The organism is Bacteroides sp. AM41-16 (assembly GCF_003603495.1).
Lineage (GTDB): Bacteria > Bacteroidota > Bacteroidia > Bacteroidales > Bacteroidaceae > Bacteroides > Bacteroides uniformis.
The window spans coordinates 1-22,380 of the sequence record NZ_QTNE01000032.1; the positions used below are offsets into that span (position 1 = coordinate 1).

Annotated in this window: 20 protein-coding genes and 1 pseudogene; 18 read left to right on the forward strand and 3 right to left on the reverse strand. The window is 42.1% G+C overall.

The window, feature by feature from the left end:
- The first annotated feature begins 203 nt into the window (after positions 1-203).
- From DW896_RS20485 to DW896_RS20505, 5 genes are all read left to right on the forward strand, one after another.
- Positions 204-1,379 (forward strand): glycoside hydrolase family 172 protein, encoded by a 1,176-nt coding sequence (locus DW896_RS20485; protein ID WP_005824687.1) that lies wholly within the window; start codon positions 204-206, stop codon positions 1,377-1,379.
- Between the two features lie 102 nt (positions 1,380-1,481).
- Positions 1,482-4,406: a TonB-dependent receptor gene (locus DW896_RS20490; RefSeq protein WP_229031968.1), complete on the forward strand. Its 2,925-nt coding sequence runs from the start codon at positions 1,482-1,484 to the stop codon at positions 4,404-4,406.
- An 18-nt stretch (positions 4,407-4,424) separates the two neighbouring features.
- Positions 4,425-5,999: a RagB/SusD family nutrient uptake outer membrane protein gene (locus DW896_RS20495; protein WP_005824689.1), complete on the forward strand. Its 1,575-nt coding sequence runs from the start codon at positions 4,425-4,427 to the stop codon at positions 5,997-5,999.
- A 76-nt stretch (positions 6,000-6,075) separates the two neighbouring features.
- On the forward strand, positions 6,076-8,049 hold the full coding sequence (locus DW896_RS20500; RefSeq protein ID WP_117652920.1) for a glycoside hydrolase family 97 protein: 1,974 nt from the start codon (positions 6,076-6,078) through the stop codon (positions 8,047-8,049).
- Between the two features lie 6 nt (positions 8,050-8,055).
- Positions 8,056-9,489: a DUF4185 domain-containing protein gene (locus DW896_RS20505; RefSeq protein ID WP_005825193.1), complete on the forward strand. Its 1,434-nt coding sequence runs from the start codon at positions 8,056-8,058 to the stop codon at positions 9,487-9,489.
- Positions 9,490-9,559: 70 nt separating this feature from the next.
- Here DW896_RS20505 and DW896_RS20510 read toward each other — a convergent pair whose 3' ends face one another.
- Complete coding sequence (locus DW896_RS20510; RefSeq protein ID WP_034525442.1) at positions 9,560-10,438, reverse strand: DMT family transporter; 879 nt, start codon at positions 10,436-10,438, stop codon at positions 9,560-9,562.
- A 526-nt stretch (positions 10,439-10,964) separates the two neighbouring features.
- Between DW896_RS20510 and leuS the strand changes: the two genes are divergently transcribed.
- Genes leuS through DW896_RS20525 form a run of 3 tightly spaced genes read left to right on the forward strand, consistent with a single transcriptional unit; the run spans position 10,965 to position 15,326 of the window.
- Complete coding sequence (gene leuS, locus DW896_RS20515) at positions 10,965-13,802, forward strand: leucine--tRNA ligase (RefSeq protein WP_117652921.1); 2,838 nt, start codon at positions 10,965-10,967, stop codon at positions 13,800-13,802.
- A gap of 5 nt (positions 13,803-13,807) precedes the next feature.
- Positions 13,808-14,710, forward strand: coding sequence for a YitT family protein (locus DW896_RS20520; RefSeq protein WP_005825197.1), 903 nt, complete (start codon positions 13,808-13,810; stop codon positions 14,708-14,710).
- A 37-nt stretch (positions 14,711-14,747) separates the two neighbouring features.
- A complete protein-coding gene (locus DW896_RS20525) occupies positions 14,748-15,326 on the forward strand; it encodes a non-canonical purine NTP diphosphatase (protein ID WP_005833965.1) in 579 nt (192 codons plus the stop codon).
- A gap of 101 nt (positions 15,327-15,427) precedes the next feature.
- Here the strand turns inward: DW896_RS20525 and nadA are convergent, their stop codons facing one another.
- Positions 15,428-16,366 carry a quinolinate synthase NadA gene (gene nadA / locus DW896_RS20530; RefSeq protein ID WP_008662265.1) on the reverse strand — a complete coding sequence of 313 codons (939 nt, stop codon included), beginning with the start codon at positions 16,364-16,366 and terminating at the stop codon, positions 15,428-15,430.
- A gap of 464 nt (positions 16,367-16,830) precedes the next feature.
- Here nadA and DW896_RS20535 point away from each other — a divergent pair, with 464 nt between their 5' ends.
- On the forward strand, positions 16,831-17,358 hold the full coding sequence (locus DW896_RS20535) for an RNA methyltransferase (protein WP_005833966.1): 528 nt from the start codon (positions 16,831-16,833) through the stop codon (positions 17,356-17,358).
- Positions 17,359-17,814: 456 nt separating this feature from the next.
- Here DW896_RS20535 and DW896_RS21930 read toward each other — a convergent pair.
- Positions 17,815-18,004 (reverse strand): annotated as a pseudogene (locus DW896_RS21930) (hypothetical protein).
- Between the two features lie 666 nt (positions 18,005-18,670).
- Between DW896_RS21930 and DW896_RS20555 the strand changes: the two are divergent.
- The 9 genes from DW896_RS20555 (at position 18,671) to DW896_RS20595 (ending at position 22,357) form a co-directional block, all read left to right on the forward strand.
- Positions 18,671-18,886, forward strand: a complete 216-nt coding sequence (locus tag DW896_RS20555; protein WP_002560959.1) for a hypothetical protein — start codon at positions 18,671-18,673, stop codon at positions 18,884-18,886.
- Positions 18,887-18,897: 11 nt separating this feature from the next.
- Positions 18,898-19,119 (forward strand): hypothetical protein, encoded by a 222-nt coding sequence (locus DW896_RS20560; protein ID WP_002560960.1) that lies wholly within the window; start codon positions 18,898-18,900, stop codon positions 19,117-19,119.
- 13 nt (positions 19,120-19,132) lie between these two features.
- Positions 19,133-19,549 carry a PcfK-like family protein gene (locus DW896_RS20565; protein ID WP_002560961.1) on the forward strand — a complete coding sequence of 139 codons (417 nt, stop codon included), beginning with the start codon at positions 19,133-19,135 and terminating at the stop codon, positions 19,547-19,549.
- Positions 19,546-20,877 (forward strand): PcfJ domain-containing protein, encoded by a 1,332-nt coding sequence (locus tag DW896_RS20570; protein WP_002560962.1) that lies wholly within the window; start codon positions 19,546-19,548, stop codon positions 20,875-20,877. The genes DW896_RS20565 and DW896_RS20570 overlap by 4 nt, the downstream gene beginning before the upstream one ends.
- A gap of 24 nt (positions 20,878-20,901) precedes the next feature.
- Positions 20,902-21,159 (forward strand): hypothetical protein, encoded by a 258-nt coding sequence (locus tag DW896_RS20575; protein WP_002560963.1) that lies wholly within the window; start codon positions 20,902-20,904, stop codon positions 21,157-21,159.
- 19 nt (positions 21,160-21,178) lie between these two features.
- The gene (locus tag DW896_RS20580; protein ID WP_002560964.1) at positions 21,179-21,409 is read left to right on the forward strand and encodes a DUF3873 domain-containing protein; all 231 of its coding nucleotides are present in this window, start codon (positions 21,179-21,181) and stop codon (positions 21,407-21,409) included.
- On the forward strand, positions 21,349-21,651 hold the full coding sequence (locus DW896_RS20585; protein WP_306425397.1) for a hypothetical protein: 303 nt from the start codon (positions 21,349-21,351) through the stop codon (positions 21,649-21,651). Before DW896_RS20580 ends, DW896_RS20585 begins: the two co-directional genes overlap by 61 nt.
- Before the next feature lie 53 nt (positions 21,652-21,704).
- Entirely contained in the window at positions 21,705-22,013 is a 309-nt protein-coding gene (locus DW896_RS20590) for a hypothetical protein (RefSeq protein ID WP_002560966.1), read from the forward strand.
- A 122-nt stretch (positions 22,014-22,135) separates the two neighbouring features.
- Positions 22,136-22,357, forward strand: coding sequence for a hypothetical protein (locus DW896_RS20595; protein WP_004356138.1), 222 nt, complete (start codon positions 22,136-22,138; stop codon positions 22,355-22,357).
- Positions 22,358-22,380 lie beyond the last annotated feature (23 nt).

A 22,380-nucleotide genomic window follows, 5' to 3' on the forward strand; every position in this document is an offset into this window, starting at 1 on the left:
GCAATGTTCGCGGCAGTTGCCGCAGGGGTGTACAAGGATATCAATGAGGCGACAAGGCATATGGGGTCGGACATCGAGGCTGAATACCGGCCGGATGAGAAAAGAGCCCTCATCTACGAAAAACTATACAAGAAATATCTTGAACTGGCAAAACTTGCTGAAACCATTAACTAAGTATATAAACCAATTAATTTATTTAAACCATGAAAATCAAATTTTTTATCTTAGCAGCCTTATGTATGGCAACTATAAGCATTTACGCTCAAAATTTTAATGGACTTGACATGAATATGGGTAATTTATATCGCTTATCCAATGCCAAGACACGTTCCATCAGCCCTGAAAACTTTACAGGTGAGAAAGGTAAAGGTGGTATGGCTGATCCAATTACAGATAAAGAAAAAATAAATCAAGCTAATGCACATCATGCAGCTAAAACTTTAGGGCAAGGCTGGAAAGTCAATCCTTATGTAAACATTGGCCCTAACGAAACTTTTACTTTAGCAGAAATCGAAGGCCCTGGTTCTATACAACAAATTTGGATGACACCAACAGGTGAATGGAGAAAAACAATTATTCGCTTTTATTGGGATGATGAAAAAGAACCTTCTGTAGAGTGCCCTATAGGTGATTTTTTCTGCAGTGGTTGGGGACTATATTCTCCATTAAGTTCATTAGCAGTTTGTGTAAACCCTGGTAGTGCGTTCAATTGTTATTGGCAAATGCCTTTCCGCAAAAAATGTAAAATTACAATGGAAAACATTGACCCCAATAATGAAATGAGAGTTTATTACCAAATAAACTACACTTTAACAGAAGTTCCTGAGGATGCAGCTTATTTTCATGCACAATTCCGTCGCTCAAATCCTAATATAAATTCTGACCATGTATTGGTTGATGGTATTAAAGGTAAAGGACAATACGTTGGTACATATATTGCTTGGCAAGTGAATAATAACGGTTGGTGGGGTGAAGGTGAAATTAAATTCTTCATGGATGGTGATAAGAAATTTCCGACAATCTGCGGTACTGGTACAGAAGATTACTTTTGCGGATCTTACAACTTTGAAAATAAAACGACGCATCAATATGAAGAATTCACTACTCCTTATGCAGGATTACATCAGATTATTCGCCCAGATGGAGTTTATCGTTCACAACAACGTTTTGGCATGTATCGTTGGCACATACTTGATCCAATCCGTTTTGAAAAGGATTTAAAAGTTACAATTCAAGATCTTGGATGGCGTAACGACGGCCGATATCTCGATCAGAAATCAGACATTTCTTCTGTTGTATTTTGGTATCAAACTGAACCACATGCTAAATTTCCAACATTACCTTCAGTAGACGATCTAGAAATTGTACGACCTTTTTAAAATACTCTGAGAAATATATAATTATTTATCTAAACATTTTATCACTTTGAATCTATGCTAAATTTTTATCAAAAAAGGACTTTGTCCAATACAATTCGACTAATGACAATATTATATATGTTATGCATATGTCAATTAGCTATTGCACAAACCAAAAACTTCCAAGGTGTCGTAAAAGATGCAAAAGGCAACACATTACCAGGAGTTACAATATTGGAAACTGGCACCAGTAATGGAGTTTCAACAAATATTGACGGAATATTTGAGATAAAATTAAGACCTGGCAGTACATTAACAGTAAGTTATATTGGATACATTACTCGCACCATTCCAACTAACGATAAAACTACTTTTTTAAACATCATTCTTGAAGAAGATGTATTTCAGCTTGATGATGTGGTAGTGGTAGGTTATGGTTCCATGAAAAAAGGTGAAGTAACCAGTGCTATTACATCAGTAAAAAAAGACGATTTTCTTGCCGGGATGGTAAAAAGTCCCGAACAACTCCTTCAAGGAAAAGTAGCAGGTCTTCAACTTTCAAATTATACTGGTGATCCTGTATTAGGACTCGAAATGACTATTCGAGGTGTTAATTCATTATCTGGTAATACTAGTCCATTGATCGTTATTGACGGAATTCCAGGTGGTAGTTTAACAGCTATTTCAAGTGAAGACATAGAATCTATAGATGTGCTAAAAGATGGTTCTGCAGCTGCTATTTATGGTACTCGTGGTACAAATGGTGTCATTGTAATTACTACCAATCGTGCTAAAGCGACTAAACTTTCCATGGAGTATAATGGATCTATCTCATTTGAAACATTTGCAAAACATGCTGATATGTTAACAGCCAATGATTATCGTAGATTAACAGATGATCCTGATTTTCCAGGTATTCAAGATGAGGGAACTACCACTGATTGGGTGGACGCTATTAGTCGTACAGCTATCAGCCACAATCATTTTCTTTCTTTGAAAGGTGGTAGCGCTGAATCCAATTACGTAGCTTCCATAGATTATCGCAAACGTGAAGGTGTCATTCGTCATACAGATCGTGAATCTATTACAGCTAAAATAGGTCTAAATCATAATATGTTCAATAATAAATTACGCTTTCAATTCAATATCAATGATAGTTATGTCACCCAACAACGTGCATGGTATGCAGCCTATTTAAATGCTTTATTAGAAAATCCTACCCGCCCTATCTATGATGAAAATGGAAATTATACGGAATATAAAGTAAATCTTAAACCTTATAATCCGGTTGCCATGATTAATGAAGAATATGATGTAGAAGGATACAATCAATTAATGATGAGCGGGAAAATAACTTTATCACCAATTGAAGGTCTTAATCTAAGTGTGATGGGAGCTATGCAACGTTTTGATCGCATGGAGAATAAAAGCAATACATTTAAACATATGACTACTGTGGTAAACGGAGATTATGGTAATGTTTGGAATTGGGCTGATAATACAATGCAAAAGAATTTAGAATTGGTAGGTGATTATACCAAATCATTAGGTTTACACAATCTAGGTGCCATGATAGGTTATAGTTACCAAGATGATGATGCTAAAGGTATATATCAATGGGCAAAAGATTTTCCAACAGATATGTTTGGACCTTGGAATATTGGTTCTATGAATGATATGAAGGATAATAAGGCAGCTATGACCAGTTATAGAAATACTCATAAACTAATTTCATTTTTTGGTCGATTGACTTATAATTACAATGAAAAGTATATGTTTATGGCCAGTTTACGCCGTGAAGGTTCATCACGCTTTGGAGATAACCATAAATGGGGTTGGTTTCCTGCTATATCAGCAGGATGGCGCATTAGCAAAGAGAATTTTATGCAAGATATCCAATGGTTAGATGACTTAAAAGTTCGCATAGGTTATGGCGTTACAGGTAATGAAGTCACATCTAATTTACTATCCATGTATTTGTTAAATTATGGTGGATATGCATATATTAATGGAAAATGGACACAAGGTGCAGGTCCATACCAAAATCCTAATCCCGATTTAAAATGGGAAACGAAGAGTGAGTTAAATTTGGGACTTGATTTTTCATTCCTAAAAAATAGACTTTCTGGTTCTATTGATATTTATCACCGTGAAACTTCAGATCTACTTTCTACCTATGAAGTACCAACTCCACCTTACATTGTATCAAGTATGATGGCAAATGTTGGAAAAATTAGAAATCAAGGCATCGAATTGTTATTAAGTGGTACTCCTATTAAAACACGCGATTTACGTTTTGACATTACAGGAACATTTTCCTATAACAAAAATAAAATCATTTCTTTATCAAATGGACTTTATCAAAAAGATTATTGGTATGAAGGAGCTACCGGTTCACCAATTCAAACCCATACTCACATAGTAAGAGAAGGTGATCCCGTTGGTAATTTCCATGGTTTCCAGACTCATAGTCTTACATCTGATGGTTTATGGATGGTATATGGTGCTGATGGTCAACCCAAATTATTGACTGATGCTGATGATGGCGACAAAAAAGTTATTGGTAATGGTATTCCAACAACTTATGGAAGTCTAAATTTAGCATTAAGCTATAAAGGTTTCGACGTATCTGTTATGTTCCGCGGTGCATTCAATTTTCAAGTCTTGAACCGCCAACGTATGCATTGGGAAACAACCTCACGTATTGGAGAAGGCAATCTACCTCGCTCAGTATTGGAAAAACCATTTGGTAGTAATTCATATGTAAAAGGTGCTCCTGCTATGCAAAGTTATTATGTAGAAGATGGTGATTATGTAAAATTGGATAATATAAGTGTTGGCTATACATTTAATCTTAAAAAACAAAAAGTCATTCAACGTCTTCGTCTATATGTAGCAGGCAATAATTTACTCACAATGACTGGTTATAAAGGACTAGATCCAGAAGTTAGTATTAAAGGACTTGCTCCTGGTGTTGAAGGATCTGGTGCAGGCGAGTTATATCCCACTACACGTCAGTTCACTGTTGGCTTAAATCTTTTATTTTAACCTTAAAAAATTACAGCAATGTTCAAAAAACAATATATTACTGGTGCATTTTTAGCTGTTATCTCTTTATTCAGTTCTTGTACCAATTTGGATGAAGAAATTTTTAGTAGCATCCCTGAAAAAGACTTTTATAAAACTGAATCTGAATTCTTGGCAGCCATGGTTCCCATATATTCCAGTATGCGTACCTTAACAGAACATTCAAACTGGTGGGATTTAGAAGAAACTACCGATGTTTGTGTTACTCCAGTTAAAAATCATGGCTTATGGTATGATGGAGGTATTTATATTCGCTTACACCAACATTCTTGGATGGAAGAAGATGCACATCTAAACAATATATGGAATGCATTATATTCAGGTGTCTCAAGTGCTAATAGAGTTCTTTACCAATTTGAAAATTCAACAATAGAAATGAATGGTAAAGAAAATTATATTGCAGAATTAAAAGTAGCTCGCGCATTTTATTATTACTTACTACTAGAAGCTTTTGGTAATGTTCCCATTATTGATCGATTTGATGTTCCTGATGGTTATTTACCAGCAACAGAGCCACGGTCTAAAGTTTTTGAATTCGTTGAGTCGGAATTAAAAAATAATATCAATAACTTAAGTGAAGATGTCTTAAACACCTATGGACGTTTTAATAAATGGAACGCAAAAATGCTTTTGGCACGTCTATATTTGAATGCTGAAGCATGGATAGGAACTCCCATGTATAATGAATGTGAAAATTTATGCAATGAAATTATTGCTACTAATAAATATAGACTAGACGGAGATTATTCACTCCCATTTTCTACAAATAACGAATTGAGTAATGAAACAATGTTTGTAATTCCATTCGATGAAACCAAATCAGGTGGTCAAATTTATATGTGGGCACGCAAAACTTTACACTATTCTCAAATGCAAACTTTCAACCTCCAAGCCACTTGGCTTGATGGTGGGTGCGTCGGAGTTCCTACTTTCTTTGATAACTATATAGAAGGTGATAAGCGTTTAGAAAAAACATGGCGCATGGGACAACAATATGCACTTGATGGTACTCCATTATGGACAAATGGTTGGTGCGGAGACCCACAAATGCTGCTCAGTTATACCAAAGATGTTACTAATATTAGTGGAGATGCTACCATGTATCAAGGGTATCGTTTTGGCAAATATGAAATCAAAATAGGTGCAACAGGTACTCCTGATAATGATTATGTCATTATGAGATATGCCGAAGTATTAATGATGAAAGCTGAATGTATACTCCGTACAGGAGGTAGCTCACAAGAAGCTGCCGAATTAGTAAATGAAGTACGTAGAAGAAACTTCGATACAACCAATGAATTAACCGGTTCAGAATTAGAAGCTACCACAATTTGTAATGGAGTTCCAGTAAAATATGGTCGTTTTCTTCAAGAACTTGGTGTAGAATTTGCATTAGAAGGCTTACGTCGAAGTCAACTTATTCGTTTTGATAATAATTTCACAAAAGGTACTTGGTGGGAACACCAGCCTACTAATGATACAAAACGTAATCTCATGCTAATACCATTTGATCAGCTACAACGTAATTCTAATTTAGTACAAAACCCTAAATAATACTATCATATTTCAAGCGGAATTTGAAAAATGTAAATTCCGCTTGTATTTTCTAACTAAATATATTATTATAAAAATGAGAAAACTTTTTATTATATGTGCCCTCCTATTCTGCCTTGGTACCGCTTCAGCCCAGCAGAAGTTCTCTGTGGCATCTCCCGACGGGAAGCTGAAGCTTGTGTTGGACATAGCACCTGAGAAAGTGGCCTACAGCGTGAAATACGGGAAACAGCAGCTGCTGGAGGACTCAAGGCTGGGATTCGAGTTCGACAGCGGGGAGTTCGGGGCAGGGCTCAAGGCGGGAAAGGTACAAAGGAGGAAAATAGACGAGGCCTACGAGCTGGTAGTGGGGAAGGTCCGCAGAGCGAGGAACTACTGCAACGAGATGACAGTGCCCCTGGTGGAAAGGAATGGGAAGGAGAGAACAGTGAACCTAATTGTAAGAGCATTCGATGACGGGATAGCATTCAGATATGAATTTCCGGAACAGAAAGCATGGGATTCATACGTGATGTATGATGAAAGGACACAGTTCAACTTGCAAGGAAACCCGATGGCGTTGCTCATGTACCTGCCCGGGTATGTGAATACACACGAAGGGGTATACAGTCATGTAAGATATGACAAGGTGGCAAGGAAAAGGCTGATAGAGATGCCCGCCACATTCGAGTTCGACAACGGGGTGGCAGTGGCCATAACCGAAGCGGCCATACGGGACTATGCGGGAATGTACCTGATGAAGGAGAAGGGTGGACTGGTGGGAAAGCTCTCGCCAAAACTCGGGCAGGAGAAGATAAAGGTCGAGACAGACAGTTTCCCGCACCGCACACCGTGGCGCGTAATCTCCGTTGCAGACCGGGTGGGAGGATTGCTGGAGACGAATATACTAACAAGCCTGAACGAGCCCTGCAGGATTGAAGACACTTCATGGATTAAGCCTTGCAGGACCACGTTCACATGGTGGAACGGGAATGTCGTGCCGGACAGCACCTTCTCTCCGGGAAACAACTTCGATACAAACAAGTACTACATCGATTTTGCAGCACGCAATGGCTTGGATGCACATGGAATCTACGGATATGCGGAGACTCCTTGGTACTATGATGACAACTTCAATTTCGGATGGGCGGGACCCAATGCGGACGTTACAAAACCGATACCGTGCCTGAACATGCCGAGAATTGTGGAATATGCAAGGAGCAAGGGGGTTGGCATACATCTGTGGGTACACTGGAGACCGTTGTACGACAAACTCGAAGAAGCCTTTGCGCTCTATGAGGGATGGGGAGTAAAAGGACTCATGGTGGACTTCATGGACCGTAATGACCAAGAGATGATACGCATCCAAGAAGAGATACTGGAATGTGCGGCAAGACACAGGCTCTTCATACAGTTCCATGGGTCGAGCAAGCCTTCCGGACTGGTAAGGACGTATCCGAATGAATTCACACGGGAGGGGACACTCAACTATGAAGTATGCAAATGGGACACGCTGGTGAATGCGGACCATGACATTGCGATACCCTTCACCAGGATGCTGGCGGGAGCGACGGACTATCACCTGGGAGGGTTCAGGGCACTGCCGCGCTCGGAGTTCAAGATACAGTATGTAAATCCTCATGTAATGAGCACACGCTGCCATATGTTGGCCATGTATGTGGTTTTGGAAAACCATCTCACCTCGTTGTGCGATACGCCAAAGGCTTATGAAGGTCAACCGGGGTTCGAGGTGCTCCGTACCGTGCCGGGAACGTGGGATGAGATAAGAGTTCCGCTGGCAAGGATGAATGAGCATGTCACGGTGGCCCGCAGGAGCGGTTCGGACTGGTGGGTGGGCTCGCTGAACAACGGTACGGAAAGGGATCTGAAATTGGAATTGGACTTCCTTAGTGAGGGGGACTACCAGGCAACGATCTATACCGATGCGGAGGATGTGGAGCGGAATCCAAACAATCTGGACAGACTGGTGCGGAAAGTTACAAGGAAGGATATCATTGAACTGAATCTGGCAAGGGATGGAGGAGCGCTATTACATATTACAAAATTATAAAAAATCATGATACGAATACATGTATTATTACTTGCAAGCCTCCTTTCTATATGGGGGCTTACAAGTTGTGAAAATTCGGATACAGATAAAGTAAATAGTTATAATTTAGAAGTTAACCTTTCTCAAAATGAAATTACTGCGATTAATGGTATAATATCTATCAAAGTATCAATAAAAGAATTCGATCAACTAGCTTATTTAGTAATAAATAAAATTAACGATACTAATAATATTTCTGAGAAATATATAAAATCAAATTTATCACCAGAATATATATTTGAATATATTATAAAAAAGGATGATTCTTCTACATTTTATTTTGAATTTATTGCAGTAGATAATAATAATCAGTCATCAGAAATTTCCAAATTGATAGTCAATAAAGGTATCGTCAATTATTCTAGAGAATTAAAATTTTCAAATTTAAAATGTGTATCCCGTATTACTGGTGCTGAAATAAATGGCACAAACGGATTACCTATTGTAGAATTTGAAGTAAATAATCGTACTAATGAATTATACAATGTAGGTGGTACAGATTTAGGTATTGTTTGGGAATTACAACCCGGACATTATGGACTTTTTTTCGGCGATACATTCGGTAGTGACTTTTATCCAAATTTTGTAAATCCAGGACCCAATGGGAGTAACTGGAGAAGTAATGTTTTGCTTTTCTCTGACGATCAAGATCTTTCTGATGGGCTCACCATTAATGGTGCTACTATGGATGAAAGTGGTAAAAATGCTCGTGAAATATGTTATGGAGGTAAAGATGGAAGTGGTAATGGAGATTGGACTTCTATTCCCACAGCAGCCATTCGTGCCAATGGCATAGATTATGTTCATTACATGAATATTCGTAATTGGGCAGGATGGATAACTAACTTTTCAAGTCTTTACAAATCTTCAGACAATGGAATTACTTGGACACGTTGCCAAAATGTAAAATTTGGTTCAACAAGTAATTTTGGTCAAGTAAGCTATTTCAAAAAAGACGGATATATTTATATGGTGGGTACAATTACTGGACGTGACAATAAGCCTCATCTTGCTCGTTTTTTAGAAGAAAATATTGAAAATCAAACAGAATACGAATTTTGGAATGGAAGTGGATGGATTAAAGGAAATGAAACTGCAGCCACTCCATTATTCAATGATATATCTGGAGAACTTTCCATCGCTTATCATCCAGAATTTAAAAAATGGATATTGCTCTATTTCAATAGTACACGCTATGATATCTCATTCCGAACAGCAGATCATATTATAGGGGAATGGAGTAAACCACAAAAACTAGTCGATGGCTGGCAATATTCACAATTGTATGGTTCTTATATTCACCCCATATCACTCAAAGGAAATATACTTTATTTCATTATGTCTATGTGGCTACCATATAATACTTATTTAATGTCTGCTGAACTCAAATGTAATCCATAAAAAGAATTTTGCTAAATCACATTAATAATGGGGCTGTGTCTTTGCAGACACAACCCCATTTATCTTGTATTTATTTTTTTCCTGCCCAATAAACTCCCCCCAATATCAGTATCGCCCCCATCAAAGCAACTATAGTAAGCTGTTCGCCAAGCAGAAAAGCAGAACCTACCAGAGTGAAGAGAGGATTCAGATAAATATAGTTGGAAGCTCTTATCGTTCCCAGCTGTTTTAATACTACGTTCCAGACTACAAAACAAATCAAGGAAGCCAATACACCCAGGAAAAGTAAATTGAACAGAATAGCCGGCTCGAGAAGACGGGCAATGTCGAAATTCCAGGGATGAATCAGAAATGCAGGAAGAATAGTCAATACTCCATAAAAAAATATCTTACGGGTAATGAAAGTTATACCATAACAATTGGACATTTTTCTCATTATCAAGCTATAGAATGCCCAGGAAAAAGCAGCAAGCAAAGTAAGGAAATCACCTAAAGGAGAAATCTTCAATACAAAACTACCATTATAAACCACCAATGCCACACCAACCAATGCCAGCAATGAACCAGCCATCAATCCACGGGTAGCCTTTTCCTTTTTATAAATCCACAAAGAAAGAATGGTGGTGAGCAACGGAGCCGTACAGACAATAAACGACACATTCGTCGCCAATGTAATCTCCAAAGCTGTATTTTCTGTAAAAAAGTAGAATGAACCGCCTGTTATGCCTCCTAAAAACATCCAAAATTCATCTTTCCAATTGTCGGCAAACAGTTTTCGGGGAGAAATAAGCCAAATGCCCATATAAGCTATCAGGAAACGAAGCAAGAATATTTCCTGCGGAGAAAGACCGTGCCCAATCAATACTTTCGTTGAAATAAAGGTCAGCCCCCAAATACCTACCGTAAGGACGGCGACAAGATGATAAGTATAATTTTTCATTGCGTTCATACACTTCCGATAAGTCGCACAAATATACGTACTTTCTTTTTTCAATACAATGAAACCAACCATAAATAATGTTCAGGGAGGATTTACTAAAACGGGAGGAAAGATTTAGTAAATCTTCCTTCGAGTTTTAGTAAATCTTTAAATCCCTTATTAGAAGCCTATTGAACGAACTCTCATTTATCGGCAGAATAATAAACAACAATCTGCCGAATACACAGACAAAAAACGCGAAGGATGAAATCTTCCCAGACTTCATCCTTCGCTATATCCTAAAAATCTTTTAGTAAATATCCTATTGAATCAATTTAGCTATTATTTGTATTACAAACAAAAAATTAGTTTTAAAAGCACATCACAAATATAAGTAATAAAAAGTGAATTATCAAGCCTTTGCCATTGTTTTTTATGTTACTTCGCTACAAATCTGAAAATAAACCCGTAACTTTGCACCGATATTAACCGGATACTAACCGGTTTTAACCATTGAATAAACAATGTTTTCAACAAAATATTAATAAGTACCACTATGGAATACAATTTCAGGGAAATTGAAAAGAAATGGCAGAAAAGGTGGGTGGAAAACAAAACCTACCAAGTGACGGAAGACGAAACGAAGAAAAAATTCTATGTACTGAACATGTTCCCCTACCCCTCCGGTGCGGGATTGCATGTAGGTCATCCGCTGGGATATATTGCTTCGGATATTTACGCCCGCTACAAACGACTGCAAGGTTTCAATGTACTGAATCCCATGGGATATGACGCTTACGGACTTCCAGCAGAGCAATATGCCATACAAACGGGACAGCACCCTGCAATTACGACCGTCAACAATATCAACCGATACCGCGAACAGTTGGATAAGATAGGTTTCTCTTTCGACTGGAACCGCGAAATCCGTACCTGCGAACCGGAATATTACCATTGGACCCAATGGGCATTCCAAAAGATGTTCAACAGCTACTACTGCAACGATGAAAAGCAGGCACGTCCCATCCAGGAACTGATTGAAGCATTCAGCCAAACCGGTACCGAAGGAATAAACGTGGCTTGCAGCGAAGAACTGAGTTTCACCGCCGCAGAGTGGAATGCCAAGAGCGAAAAGGAACAGCAGGAAATCCTGATGAACTACCGTATAGCCTATCTGGGCGAGACGATGGTAAACTGGTGCCCTCAGCTGGGAACCGTACTTGCCAACGATGAAGTGGTGGACGGCGTAAGCGAACGAGGCGGCTTCCCCGTCATTCAAAAGAAGATGCGTCAATGGTGCCTCCGTGTATCTGCCTATGCACAACGCTTGCTGGACGGACTCGATACCATCGACTGGACCGAATCCCTGAAAGAAACCCAAAAGAACTGGATAGGACGCAGCGAAGGCGCTGAAATAGAATTCAAGGTAAAAGACAGCGATTTGGAATTCACTATCTTCACCACCCGTGCAGATACCATGTTCGGCGTCACCTTCATGGTATTGGCTCCCGAAAGCGAACTGGTACAGCAACTTACCACCGACACACAGAAAGATGAAGTAAACGCTTATCTGGAACGCACCAAGAAACGTACCGAACGCGAACGTATTGCCGACCGTAGCGTTACCGGTGCATTCTCCGGAAGCTATGCCATCAATCCCTTTACCGGTGAGGCAGTTCCTATCTGGATAAGCGACTATGTACTTGCCGGATACGGTACGGGTGCCATCATGGCTGTGCCTGCGCACGACAGCCGTGACTATGCTTTTGCCAAGCACTTCGGTCTCGAAATTCGTCCGTTGGTAGAAGGCTGCGATGTAAGCGAAGAGAGCTTCGATGCCAAGGAAGGCATTGTATGCAACTCTCCACGCGAAGGCGTTACTCCCTATTGCGACCTCTCACTGAACGGACTTACCATCAAGGAAGCGATTGCCGCTACCAAGAAATATGTGAAAGAACATAACTTGGGACGTGTAAAGGTGAACTTCCGTCTGCGTGATGCCATTTTCTCACGTCAGCGCTATTGGGGCGAGCCGTTCCCGGTTTACTACAAGGACAACATGCCTTACATGATTGACGAGAGCGCCCTGCCCTTGGAACTGCCCGAAGTAGCCAAATTCCTGCCTACCGAAACCGGTGAACCTCCATTGGGACATGCCGCAAAATGGGCTTGGGATACCGTAAACAAATGCGTCGTAGAAAACGAAAAGATAGACAACATCACCGTCTTCCCGTTGGAACTCAACACGATGCCCGGATTTGCCGGTTCAAGCGCCTATTACCTGCGCTATATGGACCCGCACAACAACCAGGCACTTGTAGACAAGAAAACGGATGAGTACTGGCACAATGTAGACCTTTACGTAGGCGGTACCGAACATGCCACCGGTCACTTGATATACTCCCGTTTCTGGAATAAGTTCCTGTACGACCTCGGCATTTCCGTAGCCGAAGAACCGTTCCAAAAGCTGGTGAACCAGGGCATGATTCAAGGACGGAGCAACTTCGTCTATCGCATCAAAGATACCAATACATTCGTGTCCCTGAATCTGAAAGACCAGTACGACACTACCCCACTCCACGTGGATGTGAATATCGTATCCAATGATGTTCTGGACCTTGAAGCCTTCAAGGCATGGCGTCCAGAATACGAAACTGCCGAGTTTATTCTGGAAGACGGCAAGTACATCTGCGGATGGGCTGTGGAAAAGATGAGTAAATCCATGTTCAACGTTGTCAATCCCGATATGATTGTCGACAAATACGGTGCCGACACTCTCCGCATGTACGAAATGTTCCTCGGCCCGGTAGAACAATCAAAGCCGTGGGATACAAACGGAATAGACGGTGTGCACCGCTTCATCAAGAAGTTCTGGTCATTGTTCTACGACCGCAACGACAATTATCTGGTAACGGATGAACCTGCCACCAAGGAAGAACTGAAATCCCTCCACAAACTGATTAAGAAAGTGACGGGAGACATCGAGCAATTCTCTTACAACACAAGTATCAGTGCCTTTATGATTTGTGTAAACGAGTTGTTCGGAATGAAATGCAACAAGAAGGAAATCCTGAACCAGTTCATCATCGTACTGGCTCCCTTCGCTCCGCACGTATGCGAAGAGTTGTGGGAGACACTGGGCAATGCAGGCTCCGTATGCGATGCCAAGTGGCCGATATGCAACGAAGAATACCTGGTGGAAGATACGGTCAACTACACCATTTCCTTCAACGGAAAGGCACGGTTCAACATGGAGTTCCCGGCAGATGCGGCATCGGATACCATCCAGACTGCTGTATTGGCCGACGAACGCTCTGAAAAATGGATGGAAAGCAAGTCCATCGTCAAAGTAATCGTAGTGCCGAAGAAGATTGTGAACATCGTTGTCAAATAACAGATATGCAAATTACAAAACCAACCAAAGCGGAAGTGACGAGAGAGCTGAAGGATTATATCTTCATCACTCTGGGACTCATCAGCTATGCACTGGGATGGGCGGCATTCCTCATTCCCTATCAGATTACGACCGGAGGTACTACCGGTATCGGTGCCATCATCTATTATGCCACCGGATTTCCCATCCAGTGGTCATACTTCATCATCAATGCCGTACTGATGACTTTTGCCATCAAGATACTCGGACCGAAATTCAGTATCAAGACTACGTTTGCCATCTTCGGACTCACTTTCTTCTTATGGTTTTTCCAGTTGCTGGTGAACGGTTCGGACGGCGTCCCTCCCCAACTGCTGGGCGAAGGACAAGACTTCATGGCTTGCCTGATAGGTGCGGCAATGTGCGGTGCCGGACTGGGTATCGTGTTCAACTGCAACGGCAGCACGGGAGGTACGGACATCATTGCAGCCATCATCCATAAATACAAGGATGTCACGCTGGGACGCATGATTATGGCTTGCGACTTCATTATCATCAGTTCCTGCTATGTGGTATTCCATGACTGGCGACGTGTGATATTTGGTTTTGTAACTTTGTTTGTTATCGGATTTGTACTGGATTACATAGTCAACAGTGCCCGGCAATCCGTCCAGTTCTTTATTTTCTCCAAAGAATATGAAAAGATTGCCGACCGCATCACCAAAGAAACCCATCGCGGTGTAACGGTACTCGACGGTATCGGCTGGTACAGTAAACACAACGTGAAGGTACTGGTCGTCCTTGCCTACAAACGCCAATCGGTAGAAATATTCCGGATGGTGAAAGATATAGACCCGAACGCTTTCATTTCCCAAAGTTCCGTCATCGGTGTATACGGAGAAGGTTTCGACCGGTTGAAAGTGAAATAGGGACTTGTATAAGCCACAAGTATAAGGAGAACATAATATGAGAAAGAAATTTGTATTTGCCACCAACAATTCACACAAACTGGAAGAAGTGACTGCCATTTTGGGAGAGAAGGTCGAACTTCTCAGCATGAAGGATATCAAATGCGATACTGACATTCCGGAAACTGCAGACACACTTGAAGGAAATGCTTTGCTGAAAGCAAGATATATCTTCGATAACTATCATCTGGATTGTTTTGCCGATGATACCGGTTTGGAAGTGGAGGCCCTTGGTGGGGCACCGGGTGTATATTCCGCCCGTTATGCCGGCGATGCACACAATTCGGAAGCAAACATGAAGAAGTTGCTGAAAGATATGGAGGGCATCGAGAACCGTAAGGCACAATTCCGTACCGTATTTGTACTTATCATCGACGGAAAGGAACATCTGTTTGAAGGCATCGTGAAAGGAGAAATCACGAAAAACAGAAAAGGCGCTTCAGGCTTCGGTTACGATCCCATATTCATTCCCGAAGGATATACGCAGACTTTTGCAGAAATGGGGAATGAACTGAAGAATAAAATCAGTCACCGGGCATTGGCCACTAACAAGTTGTGTAAGTTCTTAATGAGATAATGTTTTTAATGTGCTGATATGCTAATGTGCCAATGTGCTAATTGGCTGCGCTGTCACGCCGAAAGGTCATTAGCACATTGGCACATTAGCATATCAGCACATTATAACCCCAGTTGAGCCGATATTTCCAACATCCTCTTAATCGGTTTCACTGCTTTTTCTGCAATCTCAGCATCCACCTTTATTTCCGGTGATTCGTTTTTCAAACAATCATAAAGCTTTTCCAGTGTATTCAGCCGCATGTAACTGCATTCATTGCAGGCACAAGTGCTGTCGTTGGGAGGAGCCGGAATAAATGTTGTCTGCGGGCATTGTTTCTGCATCTCGTGCAGGATACCGCTTTCGGTAGCTACAATGTAGCTCTTTTCGGGATGTGCCACTGCGTACTTCAGCAAAGCTGCCGTAGAGCCTACCACATCGGCCAGTTTCAAGACTGTACTCTTGCATTCGGGATGTGCCAGTACCACCGCATCGGGATGCTGCTGTTTTATTTCAACAATCTTTTCAACCGAGAATTCCTCGTGTACATGGCATGCGCCATCCCATAATAACATATTTCTTCCGGTAATGGAGTTGATATAATTACCTAAGTTCCGGTCCGGACCAAAGATTATTTTCTCATCTTTGGGGAAGCTTTCCACAATCTGCTTTGCATTGGTAGAAGTTACCACCACATCGGTCACCGCCTTTACGGCAGCCGTTGTGTTCACATAGGATATCACCGTATATCCGGGATGCTCTTTGACAAACTGACTGAATTTGTCTGCCGGACAACTGTCTGCCAACGAACAGCCTGCCGCCATATCGGGCACCAGCACCTTCTTGTCGGGACAAAGCACCTTCGCCGTTTCTCCCATGAAGTGCACACCGCACATCACGATGATGTCCGCCTCCGTCCGGGCCGCCCATTGCGCCAAAGCCAGACTGTCGCCCACGTAATCGGCTATATCTTGTATTTCACCTTTCTGGTAGTAGTGTCCCAGAATGATTGCGTTCTTCTCCTTCTTCAGCTGCTTGATAGCTTCTATAAGATTATCCATAATTATATTTTTTAATTTCTCTTTCTTCTTTAAAAATCCTTTGATAGTAATGATAGGCTGTTAACAGTGTGGACAAATAAATACGATTTTTCTTGCCTATGAAGTTATTAGTATCAAGCTGAATTTTACTCTTATGCTTATAAACCGGGGTTTTTAAGTTTATCCGTTGATAATAAGACTTCTGCTAAACAGCATTAACATGTTGTTAATAATATGCAAAGTTAATAACTTTAGAGTTATAAACCGATGAAACCAGGCTGAAAAATATGTTGAATGAAGCCTGGAAAATTCTCCTTAACTTTTTTGGTTTGTTCGTTTCACTGCTGTAATATGCAGACCTTTGAATAATGCAAGGATTATTTTTAAAATTGTTTCCCTATTGTATTGACACCTTTTCAACGGTTATTAACCGGGATATAAACGGAAAAAAGTATCTTTGCAGGGAGATTTAAAAGTATATTGTCATGCGTAAACTGAAGATAACTGAACTGAATCGTATTAGTGTAGAGGAATTTAAGGAAGCCGAAAAACTGCCTTTGGTAGTGGTATTGGATAATATCCGCAGTCTCCATAATATAGGTTCCGTTTTCCGTACTTCGGATGCTTTCCGCATCGAGTGCATTTATCTTTGTGGCATTACAGCTACCCCACCCCATCCGGAGATGCACAAAACAGCTTTGGGAGCGGAATTTACCGTAGATTGGAAATATGTTGATAACTCTGTTGAAGCTGTTGATAACCTAAAATCCGAGGGATACATCGTTTATTCTGTAGAGCAGGCGGAAGGTAGTGTGATGCTGGACGAACTGGTGCTGGACAAGACTAAAAAGTATGCTGTGGTAATGGGAAATGAAGTGAAGGGTGTTCAACAAGAAGTGATTGACCATTCGCACGGTTGCATTGAAATTCCTCAATACGGCACAAAGCATTCGTTGAATGTATCGGTTACGGCGGGTATTGTTATTTGGGATTTATTCAAGAAACTGAGATAATAACAGGGCTGTTAATAAGCTGTCAATATATCGGGTTTGTTGGAGCTATAGATCGAACACGGTGCATCTATAGATCCAGCGTGTTGCATCTATAGATCCAATAAACTAGTTCTATATAGGTATGATGAGAGATTTTATGAACAGTGGTTTATTTTTATAATCAACCATTTTATTCATTGTAAATTAATGCTTTATCTCCTAATTTATCCTTTTTGTTAACCATGTATTCAACACATATCGGTTGTATGTGGAAAACTTGCTGTACAGTTGGTGTCTTTTCTTATTTTTTGTATATTTGCAGAAAGAAGTTACGAAAAGAGTGTAATTTATTGAAAATGAGCGTAGGTTAATTGCTCTTGATAGTAATAGGTTACGATTTAGTTAGTTATCTACTGCATTATCCTTCTGCGCGTCGCGTAACCTTCAAAGAACTCTTTGTATGCAAAAGTAGCTATTTTATCCGAGATTTTGATATAAACTCCCGGATTTTTTATCACCTCATTCATTAGTTTTTCCGTAAAAGCGGTATTGTTCGTCGGAACACCATTGCCCAAAACGAGTTTAGAACAAACGTGTGCCGACTACCGCATAGCCAGAGAAAAGGGCATTGCCTCACGCCTAAACGATGTTTAGACTGATGAAGCAATGCCCCTTTCTTTTGCGTCTATGCCAAGAGGTGCTTTTACGGGCTACCAGATGATTTTTCTTTTTTAGCTGTTTTTTGTGCCGGAAGCGGAAAGTGAATGCAGAGAGTGTCAGCCTGCCCCATAAATGAAACAAGCGGCCACACACAGCGGGCAATCCGGGAAGAATGATTGTTGCCACCCGGCTGGACAAGTCCCGTCGGATCGGAAAACAATCATACTCCCTTTGTTGTGGTTTGCCCTTTTCACGCTTCCGGTGATGTCTTTTTCCTTTTGGTGATTCCTTTTTTACGGATTTTCCCCTGAAGTTTTTTCTACCCAATCTGCCTCTGGTTTCGTTTACCTCCATTTTGCGCCTTTCAGTGAGCCGCATCAGTCAGTCATTTTCGTTCAGGGCGCAAAGGTAATTCCGGGATTGGACGGGAAAGCAAGGTCAAGCCTCCTGTTTTCTGCGGAAATCTCCAGCCCTTCGGGTAGTATTTCCCCGAAAAACCTTGCATTCCCTAATCCCTACCTTTTCAAGCACCCGAAACGAAAACGACCGATGCGACAGAAAGACGCATAAAAAAAATGTCGGATAAACGAGAGGCAGATAAGATAGTTTGAAACTCAACTCCCTCAGCTCTTGAATCCGCATAAAAAACAAAAAAATCAAAAACAGCGAAGATATGACGGCAACGGCAAATTTCAGACAAGTGGCGCAATACATCGGGTTGGCGATATGCGGCTTGATGATGCGCACCGCCTTCGGGGTGTTCGGCATCCTTTGGGACATCATCAGAGAGATTATAAACGGAGTGTTCCGAGTGGCGATAGGTGTAATCGTGGCTATCCTTTCCACCATTGCCTACTTCGGCTTCATCCTTTGGTTATTCACCCTTTAACCCTTACCGACATGGCAAAGAGAAACAGCAAGACGGTAGCGCAGCAGTGCAGATATTACGAGGTGGACAACATCTTCGTGTATATGGTGGAAACGTACATCAACGGTAATTTTGAAACTTTCCGAAGATTGTACCACGAACTGAACAAGGACACACGGAGGGACTTCATGGACTTCCTTCTCAGCGAGGTAGAGCCGACCTATTGGAGAGAGAGACTTAAACAGACAATCTAAAAACGACAGCGATATGAAAGGAACAGACCATTTCAAAAGAACGATACAAATGTATCTGGAACAGCGGGCGGAGGAAGATACGCTCTTTGCGAAGAAGTACCGCAACCCTGCCAAAAACATAGACGAGTGCGTGACCCACATTCTGAACTATGTGCAGAAAAGCGGTTGCAGCGGCTTCACGGACGGAGAGATATTCGGGCAAGCCATCCACTACTATGAGGAAAACGAGATAGAGGTGGGCAAACCTATGAACTGCCAAGTGGTGGTGAACCATGTTGTGGAACTCACGGAAGAGGAAAAGGCGGAGGCACGTCAGAACGCAGCTCGCAGATACCAAGAGGAGGAACTCCGCAAGTTGCAAAACCGCAACAGACCGCCAGCGAGAAAAGTAACCCAATCCCAACCCTCATTATTTGATTTAGGCTTATGAAACCGAAGACCAAGATACAGAAAAAGGTGGCAAGACTTTCAGCCAACCTTCGCCCCATATCAGCGACACAAATAGATTGGGCATACCGCCACTGTATTGAACATATCGGCTACCGCACCAAGAAAGGGAACATTACCTGCTCCGACTGCGGTCACGAGTGGTACAGCAACAGCGTACTGTGCGACACCCTTGAAGGCTGTACCTGCCCCAAATGCTATGCCAAACTCAAAGTGCAGGACACACGCAAACGTATCTACAAGGAAACGCAGTATTTCAGCGTGATAACCACCTGCAAAGGCTATCAGGTAATCCGTGTGGCGCAGGTCAGATGCGAGAGCAGGAAAGGCGAGCCGATGCACTTCTATTGCCACGAGGTTGTGCAGCGTTGGATTTCACCCGACGGTAAGGTTACGGACATGGCGTTGCTCCGTGGCTTCACATTCTATTACTGCGATGTATGGGCATTGTGCAGCGCGATGGAGATAAGACCGCACAACAGCCTATACGATGATGTTGTGGCAAGAAGCTGTGCATATCCTAAGATGAGGGTATTACCCCAACTCAGACGCAACGGCTTCAAGGGCGATTTCCACGGCATTTCCCCCGTGCGTCTTTTCAAAGCCTTGCTTTCAGACCCAAGAATTGAAACCCTTATGAAAGGCGATGAGATTGAGGTCATGAAACACTTTCTTTTCAATGCCCGTACTGCCGATGAATGCTGGGCATCATATCTGATTGCCAAGCGTCACAAGTATCGGATAGACAACTTCTCCATGTGGTGCGACTATCTGCGTATGCTCAACAAACTCGGTCAAGACCTCCGCAACCCGAAGAACATCTGCCCCGAAGATTTCATGGCGGCACACGACAACGCAACTCGAAAGATTGAAGCCATACACGAGAAGGAACGGGCCGAACAACGCCGCCGCTGGGAGATTGAAAGGCGTGAGCGTGAACAACAGCGGCAACTGCAAAGGGAAAAAGATGCGGAGGATTTCATTGCCAACAAATCCAAATTCTTCGGATTGGTAATCACTGACGAGGAAATAATCGTCAAGGTACTTGAAAGCATAGACGAGTATTACAGCGAGGGCAAGGCACAGAACATCTGCGTGTTCGGCAGTGAATACTACAAGAAAGCCGACACCCTCATACTCTCGGCAAGGATTGGCGGTGAGATAATTGAAACCGTAGAGGTGGATTTGCGGACACTCAAGGTGGTGCAGTGCCACGGCAAGTACAACCAAGACACCGAATACCACGAGCGCATCATAGACCTTGTGAACAAGAACGCCAACCTTATCCGTGAGCGGATGAAAGCGGCATAGCATAAACCCTAAAACAACATTGATATGGAAGTAAGAATCGAAAGCATGATTTGTGTGTGGGACGATAAAATCCCCACCTTGTTCCTTGAATTTGTAAATCTCCTCACTCTCTCAACAAGTGAGGAGGGATTAAGAAAGAGCGTAAAGGAGTTTGCCGAGAAGCACGAACTTGACAAGTTTTTCCTTTACGGCTTCGGCTCTCACCATTTCTACCTGCACCAACGCTACACGAGCAACCCCGAAATAGTGATGAAGAACAGAGTTCTGTCAGTACATTTTTAATCATCTAAAAAGCAACATTATGGCAACACGAATGACCATCAACGGAGTAAGCACCTGTACGGAAGCAGGGACGGAGAAATATGAGCGTTTCCAATCGGGTATCGGCAGACGCAAGCGGACACTTGTGCAGTACGACTACCGCCATACGGACGGAGAACTGTTCACTTGTGTCAAACCCACATTGGACGAGTGCCGAACCGCAAGGAACAAGTGGCTGAACGCAAAGCAGGGAAAGGAGGGCAACCGATGAACACGACCTATCAAACGCTGATAGTCAAATTCAGCGAACCTATCGCGGCATTGGACGGTATCTTTGACGATGCCCAAGCGTGGGGAACGGACACCCTCAAAGGGTGGATAGATGATTACGAAAGCACACGTTTCACCGCCACCGACAGCCATACGGCAGTCATCACGAGCGAGTACAATATGGAGTGTGTGAAGGAGTGGCTGCAACGGCAGACACCCATTGCCGAGATGCGAGAATTTTGAACAAGTTGGCGGTGTCCGCACCGCCAGCACTTAAAACCCTAAAAACAACGAATATGATAGCACAGACGATATTACAGCAGATAGGTGGAAAACGCTTTACCGCCATGACAGGTAGCCGAGATTACATCAATATGGGCAACGGCTTACGGATGAGCCTTGCAAGGAACAAGACAAGTGCCAACCGCCTTGACATCATCTATGATGCGGGGGCAGATCTCTACAATATGCGCTTCTACCGCAGGACATTCAGCAAAAAGACATTCGAGTGCAGGACGAAGGACATTGCCGTACACGAGGGTATCTATTTTGATATGCTGGAGGAAATGTTCACGATGGTGACGGGACTTTACACACGCTTTTAAGAAGAGGAACGGGCGGTAAAATCGCCGCCCGCTACTTTTGTCAGTGAGCAGTGGGCGGCACAAAAGTAGCAAAAAGCCCAAGTTCCAATCTGTGATACAATTTACAAAAACAAGTTTTAATCATGGAAGCAATCAGACAGAACGGAAAAATCATCTTGCACAGCAACGACGGCATAAGCATAAAGATGATTTTCAGAAACCTTACGGGAAGGAATTTTCAAGGTCAGGAGTATGCGGACTATATTAGCCACATCGCAATTGGGAGCATGGGGTTTACGCCCGGTAGCATTGAGCATTGCAGGGACGGTGGCGTGATAGACACGGGAACAATCCCGAATGTATGAAAAGCGGAAAATCCAATGAAGTT